This window comes from Actinotalea soli (assembly GCF_017565425.1).
Classification (GTDB): domain Bacteria; phylum Actinomycetota; class Actinomycetes; order Actinomycetales; family Cellulomonadaceae; genus Actinotalea; species Actinotalea soli.
Genome location: NZ_JAGEMK010000001.1, coordinates 118,110 through 142,751 on the forward strand (window position 1 = coordinate 118,110; position 24,642 = coordinate 142,751).

Annotated in this window: 21 protein-coding genes and 1 tRNA gene; 6 read left to right on the plus strand and 16 right to left on the minus strand. The window is 71.6% G+C overall.

The annotated features are described in order from the left end of the window. The first annotated feature begins 25 nt into the window (after nucleotides 1-25). Nucleotides 26-1,207: a glycosyltransferase family 4 protein gene (locus J4G33_RS00565; RefSeq protein WP_208053958.1), complete on the plus strand. Its 1,182-nt coding sequence runs from the start codon at nucleotides 26-28 to the stop codon at nucleotides 1,205-1,207. Here the strand turns inward: J4G33_RS00565 and J4G33_RS17675 are convergent. The 10 genes from J4G33_RS17675 to J4G33_RS00615 all read right to left on the minus strand — a co-directional run bounded on the left by J4G33_RS17675 (nucleotide 1,168) and on the right by J4G33_RS00615 (nucleotide 11,153). Further along, nucleotides 1,168-2,385 (minus strand): glycosyltransferase, encoded by a 1,218-nt coding sequence (locus J4G33_RS17675; RefSeq protein WP_208053959.1) that lies wholly within the window; start codon nucleotides 2,383-2,385, stop codon nucleotides 1,168-1,170. The genes J4G33_RS00565 and J4G33_RS17675 overlap by 40 nt on opposite strands. Before the next feature lie 13 nt (nucleotides 2,386-2,398). Beyond that, the gene (locus J4G33_RS00575; protein WP_208053960.1) at nucleotides 2,399-3,136 is read right to left on the minus strand and encodes a CDP-alcohol phosphatidyltransferase family protein; all 738 of its coding nucleotides are present in this window, start codon (nucleotides 3,134-3,136) and stop codon (nucleotides 2,399-2,401) included. 2 nt (nucleotides 3,137-3,138) lie between these two features. After that, complete coding sequence (locus tag J4G33_RS00580; protein ID WP_208053961.1) at nucleotides 3,139-3,801, minus strand: hypothetical protein; 663 nt, start codon at nucleotides 3,799-3,801, stop codon at nucleotides 3,139-3,141. 32 nt (nucleotides 3,802-3,833) lie between these two features. Further along, nucleotides 3,834-5,183 (minus strand): hypothetical protein, encoded by a 1,350-nt coding sequence (locus J4G33_RS00585; RefSeq protein WP_208053962.1) that lies wholly within the window; start codon nucleotides 5,181-5,183, stop codon nucleotides 3,834-3,836. After that, on the minus strand, nucleotides 5,164-6,825 hold the full coding sequence (locus J4G33_RS00590) for a GumC domain-containing protein (protein WP_208053963.1): 1,662 nt from the start codon (nucleotides 6,823-6,825) through the stop codon (nucleotides 5,164-5,166). Before J4G33_RS00590 ends, J4G33_RS00585 begins: the two co-directional genes overlap by 20 nt. Nucleotides 6,826-6,851: 26 nt before the next feature. Further along, nucleotides 6,852-8,114, minus strand: a complete 1,263-nt coding sequence (locus J4G33_RS00595; RefSeq protein ID WP_208053964.1) for an MATE family efflux transporter — start codon at nucleotides 8,112-8,114, stop codon at nucleotides 6,852-6,854. Further along, nucleotides 8,111-8,869: a WecB/TagA/CpsF family glycosyltransferase gene (locus tag J4G33_RS00600; protein WP_208053965.1), complete on the minus strand. Its 759-nt coding sequence runs from the start codon at nucleotides 8,867-8,869 to the stop codon at nucleotides 8,111-8,113. Before J4G33_RS00600 ends, J4G33_RS00595 begins: the two co-directional genes overlap by 4 nt. After that, on the minus strand, nucleotides 8,866-9,828 hold the full coding sequence (locus J4G33_RS00605) for a GDP-L-fucose synthase family protein (RefSeq protein WP_208053966.1): 963 nt from the start codon (nucleotides 9,826-9,828) through the stop codon (nucleotides 8,866-8,868). The genes J4G33_RS00600 and J4G33_RS00605 overlap by 4 nt, the downstream gene beginning before the upstream one ends. Then, complete coding sequence (gene gmd / locus J4G33_RS00610; RefSeq protein WP_307793620.1) at nucleotides 9,825-10,865, minus strand: GDP-mannose 4,6-dehydratase; 1,041 nt, start codon at nucleotides 10,863-10,865, stop codon at nucleotides 9,825-9,827. The genes J4G33_RS00605 and gmd overlap by 4 nt, the downstream gene beginning before the upstream one ends. A gap of 214 nt (nucleotides 10,866-11,079) precedes the next feature. Next, nucleotides 11,080-11,153 (minus strand) — tRNA-Leu (locus tag J4G33_RS00615). 122 nt (nucleotides 11,154-11,275) lie between these two features. On the opposite strand from J4G33_RS00615, the gene J4G33_RS00620 reads away from it, so the two are divergent. Both J4G33_RS00620 and J4G33_RS00625 read left to right on the plus strand, forming a co-directional pair. Next, on the plus strand, nucleotides 11,276-11,899 hold the full coding sequence (locus J4G33_RS00620) for an ANTAR domain-containing response regulator (protein WP_307793735.1): 624 nt from the start codon (nucleotides 11,276-11,278) through the stop codon (nucleotides 11,897-11,899). 261 nt (nucleotides 11,900-12,160) lie between these two features. Continuing rightward, the gene (locus J4G33_RS00625) at nucleotides 12,161-13,432 is read left to right on the plus strand and encodes an ABC transporter substrate-binding protein (protein ID WP_208053968.1); all 1,272 of its coding nucleotides are present in this window, start codon (nucleotides 12,161-12,163) and stop codon (nucleotides 13,430-13,432) included. A gap of 322 nt (nucleotides 13,433-13,754) precedes the next feature. On the opposite strand, the gene J4G33_RS00630 is transcribed toward J4G33_RS00625, so the two are convergent. Genes J4G33_RS00630 through J4G33_RS00645 form a run of 4 tightly spaced genes read right to left on the minus strand, consistent with a single transcriptional unit; the run spans nucleotide 13,755 to nucleotide 17,852 of the window. Next, entirely contained in the window at nucleotides 13,755-14,558 is an 804-nt protein-coding gene (locus J4G33_RS00630; protein ID WP_208053969.1) for an ABC transporter ATP-binding protein, read from the minus strand. Next, nucleotides 14,542-15,510, minus strand: coding sequence for an ABC transporter ATP-binding protein (locus tag J4G33_RS00635; RefSeq protein WP_372434935.1), 969 nt, complete (start codon nucleotides 15,508-15,510; stop codon nucleotides 14,542-14,544). The genes J4G33_RS00630 and J4G33_RS00635 overlap by 17 nt, the downstream gene beginning before the upstream one ends. Beyond that, a complete protein-coding gene (locus tag J4G33_RS00640; RefSeq protein ID WP_208053970.1) occupies nucleotides 15,500-16,486 on the minus strand; it encodes a branched-chain amino acid ABC transporter permease in 987 nt (328 codons plus the stop codon). Before J4G33_RS00640 ends, J4G33_RS00635 begins: the two co-directional genes overlap by 11 nt. A 10-nt stretch (nucleotides 16,487-16,496) precedes the next feature. Continuing rightward, a complete protein-coding gene (locus J4G33_RS00645; protein ID WP_208053971.1) occupies nucleotides 16,497-17,852 on the minus strand; it encodes a branched-chain amino acid ABC transporter permease in 1,356 nt (451 codons plus the stop codon). A 340-nt stretch (nucleotides 17,853-18,192) separates the two neighbouring features. On the opposite strand from J4G33_RS00645, the gene J4G33_RS00650 reads away from it, so the two are divergent. Continuing rightward, nucleotides 18,193-18,882, plus strand: a complete 690-nt coding sequence (locus tag J4G33_RS00650) for a GNAT family N-acetyltransferase (protein WP_307793621.1) — start codon at nucleotides 18,193-18,195, stop codon at nucleotides 18,880-18,882. Here J4G33_RS00650 and J4G33_RS00655 read toward each other — a convergent pair. Further along, a complete protein-coding gene (locus J4G33_RS00655) occupies nucleotides 18,795-19,229 on the minus strand; it encodes a PaaI family thioesterase (protein WP_208053973.1) in 435 nt (144 codons plus the stop codon). The two genes, J4G33_RS00650 and J4G33_RS00655, sit on opposite strands and share 88 nt — an antisense overlap. A 72-nt stretch (nucleotides 19,230-19,301) precedes the next feature. On the opposite strand from J4G33_RS00655, the gene polA reads away from it, so the two are divergent. Continuing rightward, complete coding sequence (gene polA / locus J4G33_RS00660) at nucleotides 19,302-21,932, plus strand: DNA polymerase I (RefSeq protein ID WP_243758418.1); 2,631 nt, start codon at nucleotides 19,302-19,304, stop codon at nucleotides 21,930-21,932. A gap of 69 nt (nucleotides 21,933-22,001) precedes the next feature. Here the strand turns inward: polA and J4G33_RS00665 are convergent, their stop codons facing one another. Further along, nucleotides 22,002-22,832 (minus strand): class I SAM-dependent methyltransferase, encoded by an 831-nt coding sequence (locus tag J4G33_RS00665; RefSeq protein WP_208053974.1) that lies wholly within the window; start codon nucleotides 22,830-22,832, stop codon nucleotides 22,002-22,004. Between the two features lie 172 nt (nucleotides 22,833-23,004). On the opposite strand from J4G33_RS00665, the gene J4G33_RS00670 reads away from it, so the two are divergent. Beyond that, nucleotides 23,005-24,636: an ABC transporter substrate-binding protein gene (locus tag J4G33_RS00670; protein ID WP_208054618.1), complete on the plus strand. Its 1,632-nt coding sequence runs from the start codon at nucleotides 23,005-23,007 to the stop codon at nucleotides 24,634-24,636. Nucleotides 24,637-24,642 lie beyond the last annotated feature (6 nt).

Here is a 24,642-nt window from a genome sequence, read left to right on the forward strand (position 1 = left end):
GCACCACGGGACTGTGAGGCAGCGCATGAGGATCCTGGTCGTCCACAACCGGTACCGGACCGGTCAACCGAGCGGCGAGGACGTCGTCGTCGACCAGGACCTGCGCGTGCTCGCGGACGCGGGCCACGACGTGCGGACCTACCAGCGCGAGAGTGACGACATCGCGACGTGGGGCCTGGCGGCCCGGGGGGTGCTTCCCGCCCGCGTGCTGTGGTCCCCCGGGGATGCGGCGGCCGTCCGCCGGTCGATCGAGGACTCACGGCCCGACGTGATGCACGTGCACAACACCTTCCCGGTGATCAGCCCGTCCGTCCTCGGAGCGGCGCGACGGAGGGGCGTGCCCGTCGTCGCGACGCTGCACAACTACCGGCTCTTCTGCGCCTCCGGGACGCTGCTGCGCGAGGGGCGGCCGTGCACCCGGTGCATCGACCGCTCACCGCTCCCGGGACTGGTCCACGGGTGCTACCGAGGTTCCCGCCTCGCGACGGCGCCGGTGACGGCCTCCGTCGCCCTGCACGGTGCGCTGCGCACCTGGACCCACGGTGTCAACCGGTTCGTGGTGATGACCGAGTTCGCCCGGTCCATGGTCACCCGTGCCGGGCTCCCGGAGGCCCAGGTCGTCGTGCGGCCCCACGGGGTCTCCGAGGCGCCGCAGGTGCGGGACGGTGCGGGAGACGGGTTCCTGTACGTCGGTCGCCTGTCCCACGAGAAGGGCATCGACCTCCTGATCGACGCCTGGGACAACCGCCTCGGCCGGCTCGAGGTGATCGGGGACGGTGACCTCGCCACCGATCTCCGGCGCCGCGTCGCCGACCGTGCCCTGGACGTGGTCTTCCTGGGTTCGCTGCCGCAGGCCGAGGTGAGGTGCCGCATGGCCTCCGCGCGCGCTCTGGTGGTGCCCTCCCGCGCCTACGAGACGTTCGGCCTCTCCGCGGTGGAGGCGATGGCGGCGGGGGTGCCGGTGGTCGTGGCCGGGCACGGCGCCCTCGCGGAGCTTGCAGAGCGGACAGGGGCCGGGGTCACGCACCTGCCGAACGACGTCGAGGACCTTCGGCGAGCGCTCGGTCGGATGGACCCTGAGACCGCCGTCGCGCTCGGACGACGCGCCCGCGCGGCCTACCTGGCCCACTACTCGATGGCCGGGGCGGTCGGGGCCCTCGAGGCGATCTACCGGGACGTCGTCCGTGAGGGCGCGGAGGCTCGCTGAGCCAGCGCGTACCACGCGTCGAGGAGGGCAGGCAGGCGCGACTCGAGCCACCGGGTGGACCGGCGCCGTGGAAGCAGCGCAGCGGTGTCGAGTGCGCGGGCGAGGTCCTCGGTGACCCGTGGTCCCGGGGTCACGGCGACCCCGTACCCGTCCATCACCAGGGGAGGCCCCCCGATGTCGAGGCAGACGACCGGGGTTCCCAGGGTCACCGACTCGGCCGTGACCCACGAGGCCGAGTCGTGCATGGAGGGCAGGAGCAGGGCGTCGGCGCGGGCGATCTCGACGAGGGTGTCGGCCCGTGGCAGCGGTCCACGGAGCCGGACCCGGTTCGCGACCCCGGCCCGCGCTGCGCGTGCGACCAGGTGCTCGCGCTCCGGTCCGGCGCCGATGAGGTCGAGGGTCCAGCGGGGGTTGCGCGCGATCGCGTCGACGGCGAGCCGGGTGCCCTTCCACGAGACGAGCCTGCCGACGAAGACCGCGTGCAGCGACGCGGGGTCGCCGGAGGTGGCGCCCACGCGTGCGGCGTCGAGCTCCTGCGAGGTCAGGGCCGGGTTCGGCTCGACGAGGGTGGTCGCGTAGGCGAACCGCGTCGCGACGTCCTCGTTGTGGGTCACGACGAGGGCCGCGCGCCTCGCCGCGGCATCACCCCAGACCCGTCGGGCCACCCTGGTGGCACGCTCCCGGACGGCCTCGAGGAGGCGTGCGCGCCGACCCAGCCAGCCACGGACGGCGCGGGGGGTGTAGGTCGCGCCGCCGACGGGTCCCCAGACGATCGGCACGCCCGGCGGGAGCCGGAGCAGGCCCACCGGCAGCCAGTCGGAGGCGAAGGTGGCGTGGTGCGCCAGGTCGAGGTCCAGCTCGGCGTGCAGCTGGCGCGCGAGCCGCCCCAGCCGCCGTTGCCAGAGGACGTAGTACCAGTAGACGCCGAGGCTTCCGCGCTTGAGACGCAGGGCTCGGTCGCCGAGCTCGAGGTAGGTCACGTGCAGGTGCTGGGCGAGCGAAGGGTCGGTGCGTCGCTGCTCCTCGATCGCGGTCGCGAACCGGCGGCGCGTGACCAGCCAGACGTCGTTCGTCACCGCGGCCGCGCGGACGATCTGCCACCCGCTGCCGGGCTCCGACCCTTCACCCGGTCCGCAGGCGTACGCACTGATCAGGACGCGGCGTCGGCCGGCTCCCACCGTGGCCCCCTGCTCAGGCCGCGGGGTGCGCAGCGCCGAGCTCGCGCCACCACTTCCGCCAGGCAGCGAGCAGCACGAGCGTCGTGACGACGGCGAACAGACCGTAGAGCAGGGAGAACAGGGGACGTGCCCCGAAGGTGAGGAAGGCGAGGCACAAGGCGCCGTAGTCCGTCGGAAGGAGCAACCAGGGCCGCCAGGGGTTCTCACGGCTGGCGGTCCTGGGGCCCGCCGGAGCGCGACGGAGCTTCGGCGTGAGGATCAGACCGAAGTAGAGGACGGTGGCGACGAGCGTGTACGCCAGGGGCAGCAGCAGTGGGGCGTCGGGTGACGGGTGACGGTAGAAGCTCACGAGGACCGCCAGGTGGAGCGCGGTCGTCTTGACGCAGTCCACCGTGTGGTCGAGCCACTCACCGCGCGGGGATCCGGTCGCCGTGAGCCGGGCGAGCTGCCCGTCGACGGAGTCCCACACGTAGCCGGTCGCCAGCAGGAGCGCGATCCCGCCCCCCACGGCGGGCGTCGGGTCGGCGAGGGCGACCAGGGCGATCGCCGCCGTGGACAGGACCGCACTGATCGCCGTCGCGCCGTTCGGTGTCAGCCCGGCGCGGAAGGCGAACGCGGTGACGCGCCTGGCCAGCGGGCGGTTGACCCAGCGCGAGTACGCGGGGGTACCGGCCGACGGCTTCTGCGCCAGCCGCAGCGCCGCGATGACGTCGCGGGCCGGGGTGCGGCGCTCGAGGACGTGCTCGGCCATGGTCAGTCCTCGCCGCCGCTCGCGACGAGCTCGAGGAGTGCGGTGCCCTGCTCACGCGCCTCCCGGACCGAGGCCGGCAGGGCCAGCTCCCAGGTGACGACGGTGGCACCCAGGGCGACCTCCGCGGTGACGTAGCGCATGCTCCCCCCGGCGTCGACCACGATGACGATCGCGCCGTCGGCGATGTCGGGGCGGCTGACCTGGTCGTCGTCCGGCTGGGTCGCGACATAGGCGTCCCAGGTGGTGTAGTCCTCCGGCACCCGGGCGGTGACGCGACCGAACGTTCCGTCCGCCTCCTCCGGCACGTAGTCGCACTGCAGCTCGTCGGCCGCCTCGGCGACCGTGACCGGGATGTCCGTGATGGCCGTGAAGTCGGCAGCCGTCACCTGAGCGCACAGGGCCTCGGGGGAGGAGACCGCCGGTTCGACGTCCTCCGCGGCGCGGTCGTCGTCCTCGGCCGCCACCCTGTCCTGGCTCGCGGGCTGGTCCTGCCCAGGCTCGCCGCCGGGCGAGGCGGCCGGTTCTGCGACCGGGAGCTGCGGGGGAGCGGCCTGGACCGGCTCGTCGTCCCCGTCGCCCGCGGTCGGGAGAGTGGCGAGCAGCAGCCCGCCGACGGCGAGGGCCGCGACGCCCCCGCCCACGACGGCTGCTCGAGCTCTGCGCATGTGAACCTCACATTTCGCCCTGAACGGACAGCCTACGGTGCCGGGGACGGCCTGACGATCGGCACAACGGGTGATATCGGGCGGACGGTCTCGCCCGGCGCTGGTCGTCGTCGTCGCCCGTCCAGCTCGTCCTGCCGCCCCTGCCCGTGACGATCGGCGTGGACCGCGACGGCGGCGACCACCAGGGAGAGCGTCTGCGAGGAGACGTCACTGAGGCCGGACTCGCTGAACGTCGATCCGAGCACGAAGACCACGAGGAATGTGCTCGTCGCGCGGACATAGGCCCCCGGGCTCGTCACGGCGAGATACCCCAGCACGAGCACGGCCAGCACGATGAGCACGACGGCCACGACCCCGGCCTCCCAGTACGCGCCGAGCCAGGTGTTGTCGATGGCCATGACGTCGATGTCCCCCTCACCGCGACGGAGCACCACCCGCTTCTGGCCGAGGCCGCGGCCCCACCAGAGCTCCGACGCGGTGGTCTCTGACCTCGCGATGAACTCCCACACCGTGGTCCGGCCGCTCAACGTCGCGATCTGCTCGACGCTCTGGGCGCGCGTGAGCCAGCCCCCGACGAGCGGGGCGACCGGGATGGTGGCGATCGCCGTCACCGTGATGATCCAGAGGCCGCGCCGGCCCAGGGCGCTCCTCCTCGCGACGACGAAGGCCAGGAGGAGGGCGAGCACCAGGGCGACCGCGGCAGTACGTGTGCGACTCAGGACGAGGAGGGTCAGACCGGCCCCGACGAGCGCCACGCCGAGGGCCGGACGGACTCGCCTCCCGAGCACTCCGAGCACGGTGAGGCCGACGAGCACGGCGCCGATCTCCCCGACCCTCGGCGGCATCATCGGGAGGATGGCCCCCATGAGGCGGTCACCGCCGCTGCCTGTCGTCTGGTGCCAGGCACGGTCCGGGACGACCACGGCCCCGACGAGGACGAGTGCGGCGAGAAGGCTGTACGCCACGAGGTGGGCGTCGACCATCAGGGCCGGACGCCGGCGGACCAGGGGCCACGCCAGGATCGGGACGAGCATCGCGATCGTCAGCCGGGCGGCACGCACGACGGTCTCGCCCGGGTGGTCCAGGGCGATCGACGCCACCGTGAGCACTGTGCCGTAGACCATGTAGATCGCCACGAACGGGGGGACCCTGAACCGGGTGGTGGTCGTCGCGCGCGCAGCGAGCAGGCCGATGCACGCGAGCAGGAGAGCCCCCTTGAGGGCCCCTCCCGAGTCCGCGGTCGTGGAGCGCTCGGCGGAACCCGACCACGGCTGGACCGTGAGGACGACGAGGATCCAGGCGACGAGGAGCGGGGCGGCCGAGAACCGCGAGCGAGCCCCCGGGCGCGCACTGCGCTCGTTCTCAGCGCGAGCCGGGTGCATCGCTGCCCACCCCGGGCTCGACCAGAGGGCTGGCGGGATTCGTCACCGCTGCGTCCTCCGCGGCGGGACGCTCGGCCCTCGCCCTCGTCGTCGTGCTCCTGGCCTTCGTCGGCGTCTTCCGGGGAGTCTTCCTCTGCGTGGCCGTGGTGGTGACGTCGGGGCCGGCCTCCGGCGGGGCGACCGTCTCCGGCGGGGCGACGGTCTCCGGCGGGGCGACGGTCTCCGGCGGGGCAGCGCTGTCCTCGGGCGCCGGGGCCGCCTCGGCGCTCCCGTCATGCCTGAGGTTCGCCAGGGCCGCGGACACCCGGGGCCACCGGCGCGGACGGGGGACCAGTGCCACGGCGAGGACCTTGAGACCCGCCCCGTCGAGATCGTCGACCGTTGCGCGAAGGGTCACGGTCGAGTCGACGCCTCGCGTGACGACGAGGACGACCTCGTCGCCCCCGCCATGGCTCCGACCCTCCATGACGCACAGGGTCGGCACGTCCGGGTACTCCCAGAGGACGACGTCCAGCTCCTCGCCCTGCGCCGAGAGCGCGGGGCCCGCGGGGATGTGGGCGGTTCGGTGGCCGATGGCTCGGAACCCGGACGCCAGCCAGGCGCAGGTCTGCGCGACGTCCGACCCCGGTCGCGCCGGGACGACCGAGACCTCCCACGGCCCGGTGCGCCCCCCTGGTCCCTGACCCTGGGAGCGGTGCCACAGTCGACGGGCGTCGACGACGGGTACCTCGGTCGCGCCCGACCGCTCGATCGCGAGGTCGGTCGAGCTGACGGACAGGACGTCGTCCGCGGTGCGCACGGGGGAGCGGAGCCGCTCGACCACGAGGGCGGCGGCCAGCCCGAGCACGAGTCCGCTCAGCAGCCCCACGGCCAGCCATCGCCCGCTCGACGTGCCTCCGTCGACATCCGCGACGTTCGCCGGGCGCACGACGGTGCCACCGCCACCGAAGGTCTCCAGGGCCGTCGCGATCGCCGACCCCCGGGCGGACTCGGCGTTCGCGTCACGCAGGTGCTGCTGCTGCGCCTCCGTGAGGGTGGTCGCCTGCGTGCTCTCCTCTCCCTCGGCCGCGTCGATGCGTGACTGGAGGTCGGCGGCCGCTGCGGTGGCCCGCTCCGCGTTCTCCTGGGCGTCCACCTGCAGCGGCTCGAGCCTCTCGGCTGCGCGGCTGTCGCGGTACGTGAGGTACGAGGCGGCCAGCGCATTCGTCCGCTCGACGGCTTCTTCGGGCGTGCGACCGCTCGCTGAGACGGTGAAGACGTTGTCGGTGTTGGCGGTCGCCGAGACCGACCGCAGGAGATCGCTGCCCGCTGCCTGGTCCAGGTCGAGCGAGTCGATGGCGATCGAGACGACGGCGGGACTCACGATGATGCGGGCCTGGGTCTCCGCCGGGAGCTCGAGCCCGAGGGGCCCTGCGCCGTCGAGCGCGTCGCGGAGCCCGATGTCGAGCGGCAGGCTGTACGTGCCGGTGACGAGCTCGGCCGAGGCGCGATAGCTCGGCACGACCTGAGCGGCGTACGCGGCCGCGAGGGTCATGCCAAGGACGACAGAGGTCAGGACGAGGACCTTGTGACCTGCGACGACGCGCCGGATGACGTCGGCGACGCTCCATCCCTCGCCGACCGCGTCGTCCTGGTTCCTCATCGTTCCACCCCTTCGCTCGGTGTTCTTCAGGTACGGCCCGCCAGGGCGGTCGCCCTGTGCGCAGCGACCGTCCTCGCGTACTGGATCCACCACACGACCGTGTTGACGAGAGCGGCCCCCGCGAGCGCCCAGGCGGCGCCGAGGACACCCTCACCGAGAGCGACCGCCGTCGTCGGCGCGGCGACGAGCAGGCACGAGGTCGCGACCCGGGTGCGCAGGCTGCGCTGCGCGGCCTGCATCGCGCGGAGCCCGACGTGTGCCCCTGTGTTCGCGCCGTTGAGGATCTGGTGCAGGGACATCGGTGCCAGGATCGCTGCGGCGGCGACCCACCCGGCACCGGCGAGCCACGTCCACCAGTCGGCCGGTGTGAGCATCACGAGTGCCCCCCAGGCGAGCGCTCCGCCGGCGATCAGGCCCGAGACCAGCACCGCGTGCACGGTGAGCTGTCGGCGTCCACGGGCGAGCGCACGGACGCCCTCGGGCAGCGCGACGAGCCCGATGCCCTGGATGAGGACGTGGACGGGGCCCAGGACGATGAGGACGAGGCGGATCTGGCCCGCCGCCACGAGACCGGCGAAGGCGGCGACAGTGATCGCGTAGAGCTGGGGAGCCCCGGCGATCAGGATGCTCTCGCCGGCGAACCGCGGCCAGAGGTCGCGGTGCGTGCGCAACCAGGCGGCCGTCGCGCCCGGCTGCGGTGCGGTGCGCAGCTGCCAGCCGCCGACCAGGGCCGCGGCGGTGGCCGCTGCTCCCCACGCCAGGACGAGCCGGGTCGACGAGGTCTCCCCGGACCCCAGGGCCAGTGCGACGAGCGGGACCATGGCGAGCAGCCAGACGAGGTCGTTCACGAGGGCGCTGTGCCCCCGCCCCAGGCCGAAGAAGATCTGCCGCCACGCGTCCTGCACGAGGAGGCCGGGAAGGCACAGGCTCAGGGCCAGCAGCACAGGACGGACCTCCTCGGGCAGGAGGAACGAGGCGAGTGCTCCGAGGACCCCGACAACGACACCGAGGACGAGCGCGGTCCCCGCTGCACCTCGCGCCGCCGTCGACGACAGTGTCGCGGGGGTCGCCGAGAACCTCACGAGGAAGGGTTCGGTGGCCACGGCGCGTGACAGGCTGACCGCGATCGCGAAGAGGGCGAAGACGAGTGAGAACGCCCCGAAGTCGAGGGGTGACACCGACCGGGCGACGACGACGCCGACGGCGAAGTTGGTCGCGCTGCTGAGTGCCTGGTCGGAGATCCCCCACGCGAGTCGGCGGCTGCGACGGACACCAGGTGCGGTTCTCATCCGGGCACGATGCGCGGTCGTCGTCTCGCGACCCCCAGGAGGAACGCGGGGATGCCGAACACGTAGCGCCGCCAGAGCCTGCGCGGCTCCTGGAGGAGACGGTAGGACCACTCGAGGCCGGCGCGCTGCATCCAGCCGGGGGCGCGCGCGACCCGTCCGGCGTGCATGTCGAAGGCGGCTCCGACGCCCACGAGGAGTGCAGCGTCGAGACGGGACCGGTGCTCCGCCATCCAGCGTTCCTGCTTAGGTGCCCCGAGGCCGACCCACACGATGTCGGCGCGGCTCTCGTTGATCGTGCGGACGACCTCCTCGTCCTCCTGCGCGCTGAGGGTCCGGTACGGCGGGGACATGACTCCGGCCGTCGGGAAGGGGCCGATCAGCCTCGTGAGCCGCTCGACCATCTCGACGGCGACCCCGTCGGCGCCGCCGTAGAAGTAGGACCGCCACCCCTGCTCGAGGGCGACGGCGAGGAGGGAGGGGAGCAGGTCCGGGCCGCAGACGCGCTGCATGGGTGCACCGGCCCGTCGGCCGCTCCAGACCAGCGGCATGCCGTCGGGAAGGGTCAGGGTGGAGCTGTTGTGGATCTCGAGGAGGTCTGGGGAGCGCGAGGCGTTGAGGACGGCGTTCACGTCCGAGACGCACACGTAGCCCCGCTCGCCGCTCGCGATCAGCGCTGCCGCCACCTGCGCGACCTCCTCCTGCGAGGTCACGCTCACGTGCACGCCGAGGATGTCGACGCGGGTCCCGGCAGTCATCGGCGGGGCGCCCCTGCGTGGTCGCGATACCAGGCGTAGGTCGACCGGAGGCCGGCCTCCAGGGGGATCCGCGGACGCCATCCGAGGGTGGACAGCCGCGTGACGTCCAGGACCTTGCGAGGGGTGCCGTCGGGTCGCGAGGTGTCCCACTCGACGCCGCCCTCGTAGCCGACGACGTCGGCGACCATCTGCGAGAGCTGCCGGATGCTCACGTCCTGACCCCAGCCCACGTTGATGTGCTGGTCGGCGTCGTAGCTCTCGAGCAGGAGCACGCACGCATCGGCGAGGTCGTCGACGTGCAGGAACTCGCGTCGAGGGGTCCCGGTGCCCCAGTTGACGACGTGGTCGCTCGCGTGGGTGACCGCGTCGTCGAACCGCCGGATCATCGCCGGCAGCACGTGGGAGGTCGTGGGGGAGAAGTTGTCCCCGGGGCCGTAGAGGTTGGTCGGCATGGCCGCGATCCACGGGAGCCCGAACTCGCGCCGCACGGCCTGGACCTGGTGGATGCCGGCGATCTTGGCGATGGCGTAGGCGTCGTTGGTGGGCTCGAGGGGGCCGGTCAGCAGCGCCTCCTCGACGATGGGCTGCGCCGCGTGCTTGGGGTAGATGCACGAGGACCCGAGGAAGAGCAGTCGCTCGACCCGGTGCTCGAGTGCGGCGTCCAGGACGTTCGTCTGGATCCGGAGGTTGTCGGAGAGGAAGCCCACCGGGTGCCGCGCGTTGGCCAGGATCCCGCCGACGCGCGCGGCGGCGACGACCACGTAGCGGGGGCGGGTCTCGGCGAAGAAGTCGAAGGTGGCTTCCCGGTCGCGCAGGTCCAGCTCGGCGGACGAGCGCCCGACGACATGGGTGTGGCCCCGGTCCCTCAGGTGGCGCGCGACCGCCGAGCCGACGAGCCCGGTGTGGCCCGCGACGTAGAAGGTGGCGGTCGGGTCGAGGGGCCCGGGCCGCGAGGTCACGCTCCCACCCGCCAGGACGGGACGTCGGGCGTGTCGTGCCAGCTGCCGGCCTCGTGCTCGAGGGCCTTGAGGTCGGCGTCCACCATGATGCGGGCGATGTCGGCCGCACAGACCGTCGGGACCCACCCCAGCTCGGTGCGTGCCTTCGTCGCGTCCCCGACCAGCGCGTCGACCTCGGTGGGCCGCAGGTAGCGCTCGTCGAAGCGGACGTGGTCCTGCCAGTCGAGACCGACGTGGGAGAAGGAGGCTTCGAGGAAGTCACGGACCGTGACCCCGACACCGGTCGCGAGGACGTAGTCCTGGGGTGTGTCCGCCTGGAGCATCCGCCACATGCCCTCGACGTACTCCGGGGCGTACCCCCAGTCCCGGACCGCGTCGAGGTTGCCCATGAAGAGCTCCTTCTGCGTGCCCAGCGCGATCCGCGCGGCCGCCTGCGTGATCTTGCGCGTCACGAAGGTCTCCCCGCGTCGGGGGGACTCGTGGTTGAACAGGATGCCGTTCACCGCGAAGAGGTCGTAGGCCTCGCGGTAGTTGCGCGTCATCCAGTACGCGTAGACCTTCGCGGCGCCGTACGGCGACCGGGGGTAGAAGGCCGTCGACTCGTTCTGCGGGGGCGGGCTGCCCCCGAACATCTCGGAGCTCGACGCCTGGTAGTAGCGGCAGCTGATGCCGACCGCACGCACCGCCTGGAGCAGCCGCATGGAGCCCAGTCCCGTGGTGTCGCCCGTGTAGGTCGGTTCGTCGAAGCTCACGCGGACGTGCGACTGGGCCGCCAGGTTGTAGATCTCCGTGGGTCTGATCGCGGCGATGAGGGTGTTGAGCCGCGAGCCGTCCCCGAGGTCGCCGTAGTGGAGGGTCAGCCGGGGACCCACGTCGTGCGGGTCGACGTAGAGGTGGTCGATGCGGGCCGTGTTGAAGGTCGAGGCCCGGCGGATGATCCCGTGGACCTCGTACCCCTTCTGGAGCAGGAGCTCAGCCAGGTACGAGCCGTCCTGGCCGGTGATTCCGGTGATCAGCGCGACGTTGTTCGTAGTCACTTGGCGCTCCCTGTCCGGGGTGATCATCGGAGGGTCTCAAGCGAGAAGCGCCATGTCTAGGGAGCAAACGGGTGAACCGCCCATATCGCCCATGTCGGGACAGGACGGCCGAGAACGGACGGGTGTCGTGGGGACGCGCTCCCCGGCCTCGGCGGGCCGGGGTCGTGGGCGTGGGCGTGGTGGACGCTGCGTCGCGCCCGCACGCGGCGGTGGGTGCCCCGAGTGGGATTCGAACCCACACTGGATCGGGTTTGAGCCGAACGCCTCTGCCGGTTGGGCTATCGGGGCAAGCCGGGCCCTCGCGCGACCCGAGGGGTGGCGCCACAAGGAGCCCGGCACGCATTAGGCTAGCGTGCGTGAGCCAGAGCGACGCCCCGCAGACCCCAGACCTGGACCTTCCCCTCGGTGGGGTGGGCGAGGAGCAGCCGAGCGAGCCCCAGAGCTCGGGCCGACCCCAGCGACGCGCCGTCGTCGCCGAGGACGAGGCCCTGATCCGGATGGACGTGGTCGAGACCCTCCGCGAGGCAGGGTTCGACGTGGTCGGGGAGGCCGGGGACGGCGAGACCGCGGTGGACCTCGCGGTCGAGCTGCGGCCCGACATCGTCGTGATGGACGTGAAGATGCCCGTCATGGACGGCATCTCGGCCGCTGAGCGGATCGTCAAGGAGCACGCTGCCCCCGTCGTCCTGCTGACCGCCTTCTCCCAGACCGAGCTGGTCGAGCGCGCGCGCGACGCGGGGGCCATGGCCTACGTGATCAAGCCCTTCACCCCCGCGGACCTGCTGCCGGCGGTCGAGATCGCCATCTCCCGCTACAGCCAGATCAGTGCGCTCGAGGCCGAGGTCGCGGACCTCGCGGACCGGTTCGAGACCCGCAAGCGGGTCGACCGGGCCAAGGGGCTGCTGATGACCAAGATGGGCCTGAGCGAGCCCGAGTCCTTCCGGTGGATCCAGAAGACCTCGATGGACCGGCGCCTGACCATGCGCGAGGTGGCCGACGCGGTGATCGAGCAGGTCGGCGGCGCGGCCTCCTGACCTCACCCCGGGACCTCGTGCGGCTCGGCTGACCTCCCCGGGAGCGCTCGGGGGCCACTCTCTGAGACGCCGGGGCCGGCGCCCCGCCCCCGCGCTCGAGCTCCGAGTGGGACTTTGGTCACAACTCGGCAACGACCTTTGATGAGATGCCCGATGTCACACTTCGGACACACTCGGGGGGTACTTTCCTCAGCACAGTCCCTCGCCGGGCGCTGTTCCTCGGTGCGGGAGATCAGAGTGCTCAACACGAGGAGTGCCCGCATGAAGAGAACGACCCACGCGGCTCGCGCCGCTGCGCTGGCCGGAGCCGTCGCCCTTGTCCTGACGGCATGTTCGGGCGACGCAGACGAGAGCTCCGACGACGACGCCGCTGGCGGCGAGAGCGACGGCAGCCCCCTGGTCATCGGTTCGCTGCTGCCGGTCACCGGCAGCCTTGCCTTCCTCGGCCCGCCGGAGATCGCCGGTGTCGACCTCGCGATCGAGGAGATCAACGAGGCCGGTGGCGTCAACGGTGGGGACATCGAGGTGGTGCACGGTGACTCCGGCGACGCCGAGAACCTCGCCGTGGCGATCCAGACGGTGGACGACCTGCTCAGCCAGAGCGTCCACGTCATCGTCGGCGCGGCCTCCTCCTCGGTGACCTTCGGTGTGATCGACACCGTCACCGAGGCCGAGACCGTCATGTTCTCACCGGCCAACACCTCGCCCGGGCTGAGCGGCTACTCCGACTTCTACTTCCGCACCGCCCCGCCGGACTCCGTCCAGGGCAACGCCCTGGGCAACCTCGTCGCCGGTGACGGCCACGAGAGGGTTGGCATCCTCGTGTTCAACGACGACTACGGCACCGGGCTGCGGAACGTCGTCGAGGAGACCCTCGTCGCCGAAGGCGTCGAGGTGACCTACGGCGGGGCCGCCGACAACGAGGAGTTCGCTCCCAAGCAGAACAACTACGAGGCCGAGGTCCAGGCCGTCATGGCGACGGACCCCGACGCGATCGTGCTCATCGCCTTCGAGGAGACCGCGGTCATCGTCCCGCAGCTCTTCCAGGCGGGTTACGACACGTCGAACCTGTACTTCACGGACGGCAACACGGCCAACTACCCGGACCTCGACGGCGGGGTGCTCGAGGGCGCCAAGGGCACCATCCCGGGCGCCTTCCCGAGCGACGAGTTCCAGGAGCGGCTGCTCGGCGTCGACCCGGACCTGACCGAGTACTCGTACTCGGCCGAGTCCTACGACGCGGTGATCCTCTCGGCCCTTGCCGCCCAGCTCGGCGGTACGAACGACGCTGCGACCGTCCAGGCGAACCTGCCCGCGGTCTCGGGGGCAGAGGGGGGCACCGAGTGCACCTCCTACGCCGAGTGCGTCGAGCTCATCGATGGCGGCGAGGACATCATGTACGTCGGCCAGTCGGGCGTCGGTCCCTTCAACGAGGACAACGACCCGTCGTCGGCCTTCATCGGCATCTACGAGTACGACGCCGAGAACGCCATCACCTGGACCGAGGCCATCTTCGGTGAGGTTGCTGGGTGACGACAGCATGACGGGCCGCTGAGGCCCAGGTGAGGCCCGGCGGGGGATTCCCCGCCGGGCCTCACTGCTGTGCCTGGAGAGGGGCTGGCCGGGGGGCATCGGAGACTGCCGTGCCTGCCGTGCCTGCCGTGCTCGGGTGGGAGGACCCTGCTCGGGCGCCGGTGCGCGGGCCGTGCTCGCTCGTGCTGGTGGCCGACGAGGCCGTCTGGTCCGGCCTCGCTGTGCCGACCTGGCCGAGGGAGTCGTCAGCCCCGGGACGCAGAACGGCCGGCCATCCTCCGGAGAGGTGGCCGGCCGTGCTCCCGCGGCGACGCGCTGCGGATCAGGCGTGGTTCTCGTGCGCCGCGTCCTCGACGTCGGTCGCGAGGGTGCCCAGGTAGAGCTCGATCACCTTGGGGTCGTTCATGAGCTCCCGACCTGACCCCGTGTAGGCGTTGCGACCCTGGTCGAGGACGTAGCCACGGTCGCAGATCTGCAGGCAGCGCCGGGCGTTCTGCTCGACCATGATCACCGAGACGCCGGCCTTGTTGATGCGACGGGTGCGGATGAAGGTCTCGTCCTGACGGACGGGGGACAGGCCCGCCGAGGGCTCGTCGAGCAGGAGCACCGAGGGCTCCATCATGAGGGCGCGGGCCATCGCGACCATCTGCCTCTCGCCCCCGGAGAGGGACCCTGCTCGCTGCCGACGCCGCTCGGCGAGGTTGGGGAAGATGTCGGCGATGAAGGCGAACCGCTCGGCGAACGCCTTGGGACGCAGGTAGAGCCCCATCTGGAGGTTCTCCTCGATGGTCAGGCTCGGGAAGACGTTGTTCGTCTGCGGCACGAACCCGACCCCCTTGCCGACGAGCGCGTTGGGCTTGAGCCCGCCGATCTCCTGGCCCTCGAGGGTCACCGAGCCCGAGCGGATGTTCACCAGCCCGAACAGCGCCTTGAGCAGGGTCGACTTGCCGGCCCCGTTGGGCCCGATGATCCCGATGAGCTCGCCGGGGTACAGGTCCAGGTCGCAGTTGTTGAGGATGTTGACCCCGGGCAGGTAGCCCGCGACGAGGTCCGCGGCGCGCAGCAGCGGCTCGCCCCGGTCGAGCACAGCGGGCGCGCCTCCGGTGGCCTCAGGACTGCTTGCCATGGTGCTCCTCCTCCTCGACCTGGGCCTCGTGCTCGAGCTGTTCGATGACCTCGTCGGCCAGCAGGGCGTCGTCGCCCAGGTCGGTGTCGTGGTGCGCGCCGAGGTAGGCGTCGATCACCGCGGGGTCCGCCATCACACCCTCCGGGGGGCCTTCGGCGACCACGCGTCCCTCGGCCATGACGACCACCCAGTCCGAGATGTGCCGGACCATGTGCATGTCGTGCTCGACGAAGAGGACGGTCATCCCCTCGTCGCGCAGGGCCTGCACGTGACCGAGGAGGGACTGCGTGAGGGCCGGGTTGACCCCTGCCATGGGCTCGTCGAGCATGACCATGACCGGGTCGGACATCAGGGCCCGCGCCATCTCGAGGAGCTTGCGCTGACCCCCTGAGAGAGAGCCCGCGAACTCGTCCCGCAGGTGGTCGAGCTTGAAGCGGACCAGGAGCTCGTCGGCCTTGGCGGTGATCTCCTGCTCGCGCCGCCGCCAGAGGGGTCGGGCGAGAGCCGCCAGCATGTTCTCGCCGGGCTGGTCCCGGGCACCGAGCCGCATGTTGTCCAGGACGGTCATCCGGGACAGGGCCTTGGTCAGCTGGAACGTCCGGACCATGCCGGCCCGTGACGTCTTGGCCGCGTTGACGTTGGACATCGAGCGACCGTCGAAGGTCCAGCTCCCGCTGCTCGGACGGTCGAAACCCGTCACCAGGTTGAACAGGGTCGTCTTGCCGGCACCGTTGGGGCCGATGAGGGCAGTGATGACCCCGCGCTGCACCTCGAGGTGCTCGACGTCGACCGCCGTGAGTCCGCCGAAGCGCCTCTCGACGTCGTCGACCACGAGGATCGGGTCGGGCTTGGGTACGCCCGGTCGTGGGTCGAGGCCGACCAAGGCGGTCGACGGACTGGCCATCGCGGGGCTGCCGGGCCCCGAGGGCGCGGCGGTGGGGTCAGCGGACATGGAAGGTCAGCTCCTTCTTGTCGCCCATGATGCCTTGAGGTCTGAAGATCACCAGCAGCATGAGGAAGACGCCGATGAGGATCCCCGAGAGGGGCTCGATCTGGGCGGGGCCGAAGATGTCGGAGGGCAGCAGCTCGCGCATGCTCGTGCGGACCACGGAGAGGGCGACGAAGAAGATCATCGCCCCGAGGATCGGCCCGAAGATCGTCGCCGCTCCGCCGAGGAGCAGGACCGTCCAGACGAAGAACGTCATGGCTCTGCCCATCGCATCGGGTTGCACGGAGGTCGGGAGGACGTAGACCACACCACCGAGGGCTCCGAGCACACCACCGAGGACGAGAGCTTGCATCTTGTAGGCGTAGACGCTCTTGCCCAGCGCGCGGACGGCGTCCTCGTCCTCGCGGATCCCGCGCAGGACGCGTCCCCACGGGCTGCGCACCAGGAGATAGACCACCAGGACGGCCAGGAGCACCAGGGCCCAGGCGGCGATCCGCACCCACCACCCGTTCGAGAGGTTGTTGCCGTACTCGAACGGACCGATGGCCGTGGTGCCGTCGGGCAACGGGGAGAGCGCTTGGAAGGTCGCCTTGTACGTGTTGCCCCGCAACCCCGACGAGGCCCCGGTCAGGTCGGTGAACAGGGTCGACCTGCCCAGGAGCCGGATGATCTCGGCCGCGGAGATCGTGACGATCGCCAGGTAGTCCCCGCGGAGCTTGAGGGTCGGGATGCCGAGGATGAGCGCGAAGAGGATCGCGGCCACGATCGCCACGAGGAAGGCGAGCCAGAACGGCGCCCCGGCGATGGTCGAGATCGCGAACCCGTAGGCGCCCAGGAGCATGAAGCCGGCGTGGCCCATGTTGAGCAGCCCTGTGAAGCCGAAGTGCACGTTGAGTCCGATGGCGGCCAGGGCGAAGGCGGCCGTCTGGGGTGCGATGAGCTCGCCCGCGGCGAGCGTGAGCATTCTCTGCCAGTCCATGCTGAACCCCTTAACCGATCCGCTCAGCGCGTCCGAGGATGCCCTGTGGGCGGACCATCAGGACGAGGATGAGGATGACGAGGGCGGCCGCGTACTTGAGGTCGGTCGGGATCACCAGGTTGGCCATCTCGACCACCATGCCGATCACGAGGGACCCCACGAGGGCGCCGAAGGCCGTGCCGAGGCCGCCGAGGGTCACGGCGGCGAACATCAGCAGGAGCATCTGCATGCCCAAGGTCCAGTTCGCGCCGTTGAAGATCAGGGCGAGGAGGACTCCGGCGAGGCCGGCGAGGCCGGTGGCCATCACCCAGACGAGCCGGATGATCCGGTCCACGTCGATGCCCGAGGCCGCCGCGAGGGCGGGGTTGTCGGAGACCGCGCGGGTCGCCCGGCCGGTCCGCGTGCGCAGCAGGAACCACCCCACAGCCAGCAGGACGACGATCGAGATCCCCATCGAGTAGTAGCTCGGGATGTTCAGCCGCACCGGCCCCAGGGTCCAGGTCCCCGGGATGTAGCTGAGGATGCTGACCGTGCCGCCGCCGAAGACGAGCTGGAAGAGGTACTGCAGGGCCAGGGCGAGGCCGATCGTCACGATCATGCTCTGGACCAGTCCGACACCGCGTCGCCGGAGCGGTCGCCAGATCCCGACGTCCTGCAGCCAGCCTGTGCCCGCGCAGATGAGCACCGCGAGGATGATCGCCGGGACGAGCGGCCACCCCATGAGGGACACGAAGACGTAGGTGAGCAGCGCGCCCAGGGTGACCTGCTCGCCGTGCGAGAAGCTCGACAGCCCCGTCGTGCCGTAGATGAGCGACAGGCCGACCGAGGCGAGGGCGAGCACGAGCCCGAAGCGCAGGCCGGCGGCGGCCTGCTGGGCGACGCGCTCCGGGGTGATGCTCGAGGTGCTCACGTCGTCGCCGAGGATCACGTCCCCGCCGTCGTCCTCTCCTGCGAGGGAGTCGGTGCCGCCCTCGCCGCTCTCGGCGGAGGGGGCCTCGGCCTCGGGCTCGCCGAGCTCGAAGTTGACGGTCCGGGTCGCTCCCACGACCGCCCGCAGCTGCCGCGGGTTCTGGTCGGGGTCGGCGAGCTGCTCGCCCTCGGGCAGGGTGCCCACGTCGAGGGTGAGCGTGTAGCTGCCGTTGGCGGGGATCTCGACCGACCACGAGCCGTCATCGCCCGTGGTGATGGTCTCGGTCTCGCCCTCAGGGTCCTCGACGAGGATCACCACGCCGTCGGCTGGCCCCGCTCCGCCGCGCACGCTGCCGGACAGGCAGCCGAGCTCGGGGCTCGCCACGCACTCCTCGGCTGCGGCTGCGGCTGCGGCCGGTGACATGGCGAGCATCAGCCCGCCCAGTGTTGCGGCCATGATCGAGAGCGCTCCCGCACGGGCTCGCCATCGTCCGGCCCACGTCCCAGCTGGACCCACCGGGGGCCTCCATCCGCTCGTGTGGTTCAAGTCACACCTCTGTACTTGGGTCGGGAGCCTACTGGCCCGTCCGGAGTGGGGTGCGCACCGTGAGGGTAGGAGGTGCATGTGTCGACGACGTTTCGCGTCCTCGTGCGGCGCGGTGCCGAGAGCGCCTGTGCAGGTGACGCCCGCTATGTCCACGTTGGGCGGCACTTCACAGGCTCGGTCCTGGCCGTTATCGTTTCGTCATCTACCGGGCCGCACCCCCAGCGACCCGGAAGCATGTCGGAGGAGGCCCGTGGTCGTGCGCCCAGGCATCGTGGTCGGTCAGGCTCAGCCGGAGGACATCCAGGCGCTCGTCGCGCTCTGCCTCGCGGCGCGGCGTGAGTCGGTCGTCGGGCCCCAGGTCTGCAGCCCCGACGGGCGCGCGCTGGCCCAGCAGCTCGGCGCTCTCATGTCGGCCCCCGGGGGAACGGTCCTCGTCGCACGGGAGGACGGCGGTCCGACGGGCCTGCTGCTCGCCCGCGTGCTCGGCCCGACCCCGTTCGCCGACGACGTCAGCCTCGCGGTCGAGGCCGTGTACGTGGACCGGGCGCACCGGCGCCGAGGCGTCGGTCACGCGCTCATGGCAGCTGCGGCGCAGGTCGCCGTCGAGGCCGGGGCGGACGTCGTCTACGCAGCGCCCATCCCGGGTGCTCGCGGCATGCAGCGGTTCTTCGTCCAGCTCGGGTTCGCCCCCGCCGCCACCCACCGCGTCGTGACGACGACGGCCCTGCAGCGGCGGCTCGCGATCGACGCCACCGCGGCGAGCAGGGCGCCGGGGCGCGGCCTGGACGACCTGATCGCGCGCCGCCGGCACCTGCGCCTGGCCCTGCCGGGCGAGGAGCCCGGGGAGGGTCGTCAGTCCGCTCGTCGATCGATCAGCAAGCAGGTGAGGCGAGCCGTGCAGACCAGACGGGACGCCGAGTCCTCCACGACGATCTCGTAGGTCGACAGGGTCCGGCCGCGGTGCACGGCCCGCGCCGTCCCGGTCACGAGGCCGTCGCGCGCCGAGCGGTGATGGGTCGCGTTGATCTCGATGCCGACCGCCTGACGGTCCTCGCCGGCGTGGAGCATCGCGCCGTAGGAGCCGAGGGTCTCGGCCAGGGCCGCCGAGGCGCCACCGTGCAGCAGCCCGTAGGGCTGGGTGTTCCCCGCGACAGGCATGGTGCCGACCACCCGGTCGGCCGAGGCCTCGACGATCTCGATCCCGAGCCTCTCGATCAGCGTGCCGACGTTGGCCCGCCGGATGGCGTCGAGGTCGGCGAGGGCTGGGGCGTCGCTGGTGTCGGTCATGGCCGATAGGTTGGCACCGTGAGCGACCTGGCGCGAGACCGACCCCTTCTGCTCCTGATCGACGGCCACTCGATGGCGTACCGCGCGTTCTTCGCGCTGCCGGCCGAGAACTTCTCGACGAGCACCGGCGAGACCACCAACGCGGTGTACGGCTTCACCGCGATGCTGGCGAACCTGCTGCGGGACGAGGGGCCGACGCACGTCGCCGTGGCCTTCGACGTCGGTCGCACCACGTTCCGCACCGAGAGGTTCCCCGAGTACAAGGCCACGCGGGATGCGACGCCGAGCGAGTTCAAGGGCCAGGTGCCGCTGATCAAGGAGATCCTCACCACGATGCGGATCCCGACCCTCGAGCGCGCGGGCTTCGAGGCCGACGACGTCATCGCGACCCTGGTCACCGATGCGGTCGCGGCCGGCATGCAGGTCCTGGTCTGCACCGGGGACCGTGACGCCCTCCAGCTCGTGACCGAGGACGTCACCGTGCTGTACCCGCGCAAGGGCGTGTCCGACCTCGTGCGCTACACCCCCGACGCGGTCGTCGAGAAGTACGGCGTCCCGCCCGAGCGCTACCCGGACGTGGCGGCGTTGGTCGGCGAGTCGAGCGACAACCTGCCTGGCGTCCCGGGGGTGGGTCCCAAGACCGCGGCCAAGTGGCTCACGGCCCATGGCGACCTGGACGGCGTCCTGGCGGCCGCCCCCCAGCTGACGGGCAAGGCCGGCGAGAGCCTGCGTGCCCACCTGGACCAGGTCCGTCTCAACCGGGAGCTCAACGCCGCCGTCCGCGACGTGAGCCTTCCCCTCGGTGCGGCAGAGCTCACGGTCCAGCCCTGGGACCGCGAGGCGATGCACCGCGTCTTCGACGCCCTCGAGTTCCGGACCCTGCGTGAGCGGCTGTTCGCGATGGTCCCCGAGGAGGCCGGAGAGGCCTCCGGGTTCGAGCTCGACGTGAGCACGCCGCCCCCCGGGGGGCTGGCCGCGTGGTTGGCCGAGCGTTCGCGTACCACCCTCGCTGTCGACGTGACGGGGCGGGGCGCCCCTGCGGAGGGGGACGCCTGGGCCCTGGCCGTGGCGGACGGTGCCGACAGTGCGATCGCGCTCGACCTCGCCGCCCTCACCCCGGCGGACGAGCAGGCCCTCGCCGCCTGGCTCGCCGACCCTTCGGCGGGCAAGGCGGTGCACGGCGCCAAGGACGGCTGGCACGCCCTGGCCGGACGCGGGCTCGAGCTGGCCGGCGTGCGGTTCGACACCCTGCTGGCGGCCTACCTGTGCCACCCGGACCAGCGGTCGTACGACCTGGCGGACCTCTCGATCCGCCACCTACGACGCGAGCTGCGCACCGAGGGCACGTCGTCCTCGGGCCAGGGCGCTCTCGACCTCGACCTCGACGGCGGGTCCGAGGCGCAGCGCGCCGGCGTCCGCGCCGCTGCGGTCGCGGAGCTGTCGGAGGTCCTCGCGGCCGAGCTCGCGGACCGAGGGTCGGCGCACCTGCTCGAGGAGGTCGAGCTCCCTCTCGTGCAGGTCCTCGCGCGGATGGAGAGCACGGGGATCGCGGCGGACCTGGACTACCTCACCGAGCTCGAGGCGCACTTCGCCGCGGGGGTGGCTGACGCGGCCGCCGAGGCCTACGCGGTGATCGGACGGGAGGTGAACCTGGGGTCCCCCAAGCAGCTGCAGGAGGTGCTGTTCGACCAGCTGGAGATGCCCAAGACGAAGAAGATCAAGACTGGGTACACCACGGACGCCGCCTCCCTGACGGACCTGTTCGAGCGGACTCAGCACCCCTTCCTGGCGCACCTCCTGGCCCATCGTGACGCCTCCCGGCTGCGCCAGACGGTCGAGGGTCTGATGCGATCGGTCGGCGCCGACGGGCGGATCCACACCACCTTCCAGCAGACGATCGCTGCCACCGGGCGGCTCTCCTCCACCGATCCGAACCTGCAGAACATCCCGATCCGCACCGAGGCCGGCCGCCAGATCCGTCGGGCCTTCGTCGTCGGCGCTGGCTTCGAGACGCTGCTGACCGCGGACTACAGCCAGATCGAGATGCGGATCATGGCCCACCTGTCGGGGGACGCGGGGCTGATCGAGGCCTTCCGGTCGGGTGAGGACCTGCACAACTTCGTCGGGGCCCGGGTCTTCGGCGTCGGCACCGACGAGGTCACCCCGGCCATGAGGTCGAAGATCAAGGCGATGTCCTACGGTCTCGCCTACGGACTGTCCTCCTTCGGGCTGTCCAAGCAGCTGGCGATCTCGGTGGGTGAGGCCTCGGGACTCATGGAGGACTACTTCGCCCGCTTCGGCGGGGTGCGGGACTACCTGGCGGGCGTGGTCGACGAGGCGCGACGCACGGGGTACACGGCGACGATCCTCGGGCGCCGTCGCTACCTGCCGGATCTCACCAGCGACAACCGTCAGCGGCGCGAGATGGCCGAGCGCATGGCCCTCAACGCCCCCATCCAGGGCAGTGCGGCCGACCTGATCAAGGTCGCGATGCTCGGCGTGGACGCGCGGCTGCGCGAGGGAGGTCTGCGGTCCAGGGTGCTGCTGCAGGTGCACGACGAGCTCGTCCTCGAGGTCGCACCGGGAGAGCGGGAGCAGGTCGACACCCTTGTCCGCGCCGAGATGGGGTCGGCAGCCGATCTCTCGGTCCCGCTGGACGTCTCGGTGGGGACCGGGTCGAGCTGGCACGACGCCGGCCACTGAGCCCCGCTCGACGGACCCAGCCATCGCGCCATCGCCGCACGCGCGACACGTCTCGCAGGGCCCGGTCCCTCAGGTGCGGGCTCGGGCAACGGTGTCGGGTAGGCGACAGCGCATGATCATGGTTCCGGGAAGGTAGGCGCCGCGCACGGGCCCCCACCCTCCCCAGGTGCGGTCGTGGCCAACGGGCCAGGGGGGCTCGACGATCCCCTCGACGAGAAAGCCGGCTCCGACCACCTCGGCGACGTGGTCGCCGACCGTCCGGTGGTACTCGGCGTACGCGACACGCCCCTCGGCGTCGGTCTCGACGTAGGGGCGCCGGTCGAAGTAGGACCGGATCGCTGTCAGGCCGTGCCGCGAGGGGTCGTCCGGGAACGCCCACCGCAGGGGATGGGTGACGGCGAAGACCCACCTGCCGCCCGGCCGGAGCACCCGGGCGACCTCGGCGTGCACGGCAGCCGCGTCGGGGACGAAGGGGATGGCGCCGAAGGCCGTGAAGGCGGTGTCGACGCTCGCACCAGCGAGGGGCAGGGCGCGGGCATCGGCGACCACGGCCGGGGTGCGCACCCCGGCCGCTCGGTCCAGGTGTGCGCCGGCGGCCAGCATCCCCGGGGAGACGTCGCTGGCGACCACGTGGGCGCCCTGGGCGGCGAGCCAGCGTGAGCACTGAGCCGCACCCGCACCGATCTCGAGGACCCGGCGCCCGGCGACCGGCCCGAGCAGTCTCGCGTCGGCCTCGCGGAGCCCTTCGGGGCACCAGCAGAAGTCTGCGGGGCCCAGGAACTCGCCGTGCTCCTCGAGGTACCCCTGGGCGTTCTGGTCCCACCATCCGCGTGCGGCACGGCCGCCGTCCTGGTCGGGGACCTCGAAGAACCCGGCCTCGCTGGGCGGACGACGGGTCATACCAGTACCTTTCTCTGGGTCACGGCTGTCACGGCCCGGTAACACCCTGGACACAGGGTGCCCCTAGCCCCAGCCCAGTCCCGAGCTGACCAGCTCGTCGACGTGCACATCGACAACGGGAGATCGTGTGAGGACCATACTCAAGGTGACCGCGGTGACGGTCGCAGCCGCCATGGCGCTGAGCGCCTGCGCAGCGAGCGACCGGGACGAGCCCGAGGCCGAGGACGGGGGTGGGACCACCTCGTCAGGTCGGGACACCTTCATCTTCGCGGCGTCCGCGGACCCGGCCTCCCTGGACCCCGCCTTCGCCAACGACGGCGAGTCCTTCCGCGTGGCCCGGCAGATCTTCGAGGGTCTCGTGGGTACCGAGCCGGGCACGGCCGACCCGGCCCCCCTGCTCGCCGAGTCCTGGGAGGTGAGCGAGGACGGCCTCGAGTACGTCTTCGACCTCAAGCGGGACGTGACGTTCCACGACGGCACGCCCTTCGACGGCGAGGCGGTCTGCGCGAACTTCGAGCGCTGGAACAGCTTCACGGGCGTGCTCCAGTCCGAGAGCCTCTCCTACTACTGGCAGAAGGTGAACGGCGGGTTCGCGAGCAGCGACGTCGAGTCCCTCGACGGGACCGGCAAGTACGAGAGCTGTGCCGCGCCGGACGAGCACACCGCTGTCATCACCCTTGCCTCGCCCCTGCCGGAGTTCATCTCGGCCCTCTCCCTGCCGTCCTTCTCGATGCAGTCCCCGACGGCCCTCGAGGAGTACGGTGCGGACGACGTGGGCGGCGACTCCGCCGCGCCGGTGCTCCCCGAGTACGCCACGGAGCACCCCACAGGTACCGGCCCGTTCGTCTTCGACTCGTGGACCCGCGGTCAGGAGATCGTGCTCGCCGGGAACCCGGACTACTGGGGCGAGCAGGGCCAGGTGCAGCGGATCGTCTTCACGGTGATCGACGACCCGACCGCTCGTCGCCAGGCTCTCCAGGCCGGGGACATCGACGGCTTCGACCTCGTCGGGCCGGCGGACGTCGTCGCCCTCGAGGAGGAAGGGTTCCAGATCGTCGACCGGGAGCCCTTCAACATCCTCTACCTCGGCATGAACCAGGCCGACCCGGACCTGGCGGACCTCACGGTGCGCCAGGCGATCGCCCACGCGATCAACAAGGAGGCTCTCGTCGCGCAGACCCTCCCCGAGGGCACCGAGGTCGCGACGAACTTCGTCCCGCCGTCGGTGGCCGGGTGGAGCTCCGACGTCGAGACCTACGAGTACGACCCCGACCGGGCGCGCGAGCTCCTCGCCGAGGCGGGCAAGTCCGACCTCACCATCGACTTCAACTACCCGACCAACGTCTCGCGGCCCTACATGCCGACCCCTGAGCAGGTCTTCCAGTCGATCAGTGCTGACCTCGAGGAGGTCGGGATCACGGTCAACGCCGTGCCCGAGCCGTGGGCGCCGGACTACCTCGACCGCATGCAGGGCACGCCGGACCACGGCCTGCACCTGCTGGGGTGGACGGGTGACTACAACGACACCTACAACTTCATCGGCGTGTTCTTCGGTGCCGAGTCGAACGAGTGGGGCTTCAGCGACCCCGAGCTGTTCGAGATGATCGGCGACACCCGGTACCAGACGAGCGTCGACGAGCAGACCGCGGCCTACGAGGCGGCCAACGAGGCGATCCTGGAGCGCCTGCCCGGCGTTCCGCTCGCTCACCCCGTGCCCTCCCTCGCGTTCAGCCCGTCCGTCCAGGGATACCCGGCCTCGCCGGTCCAGGACGAGGTCTACAACGTGATCTCGCTCGACGACTGAGGGCCG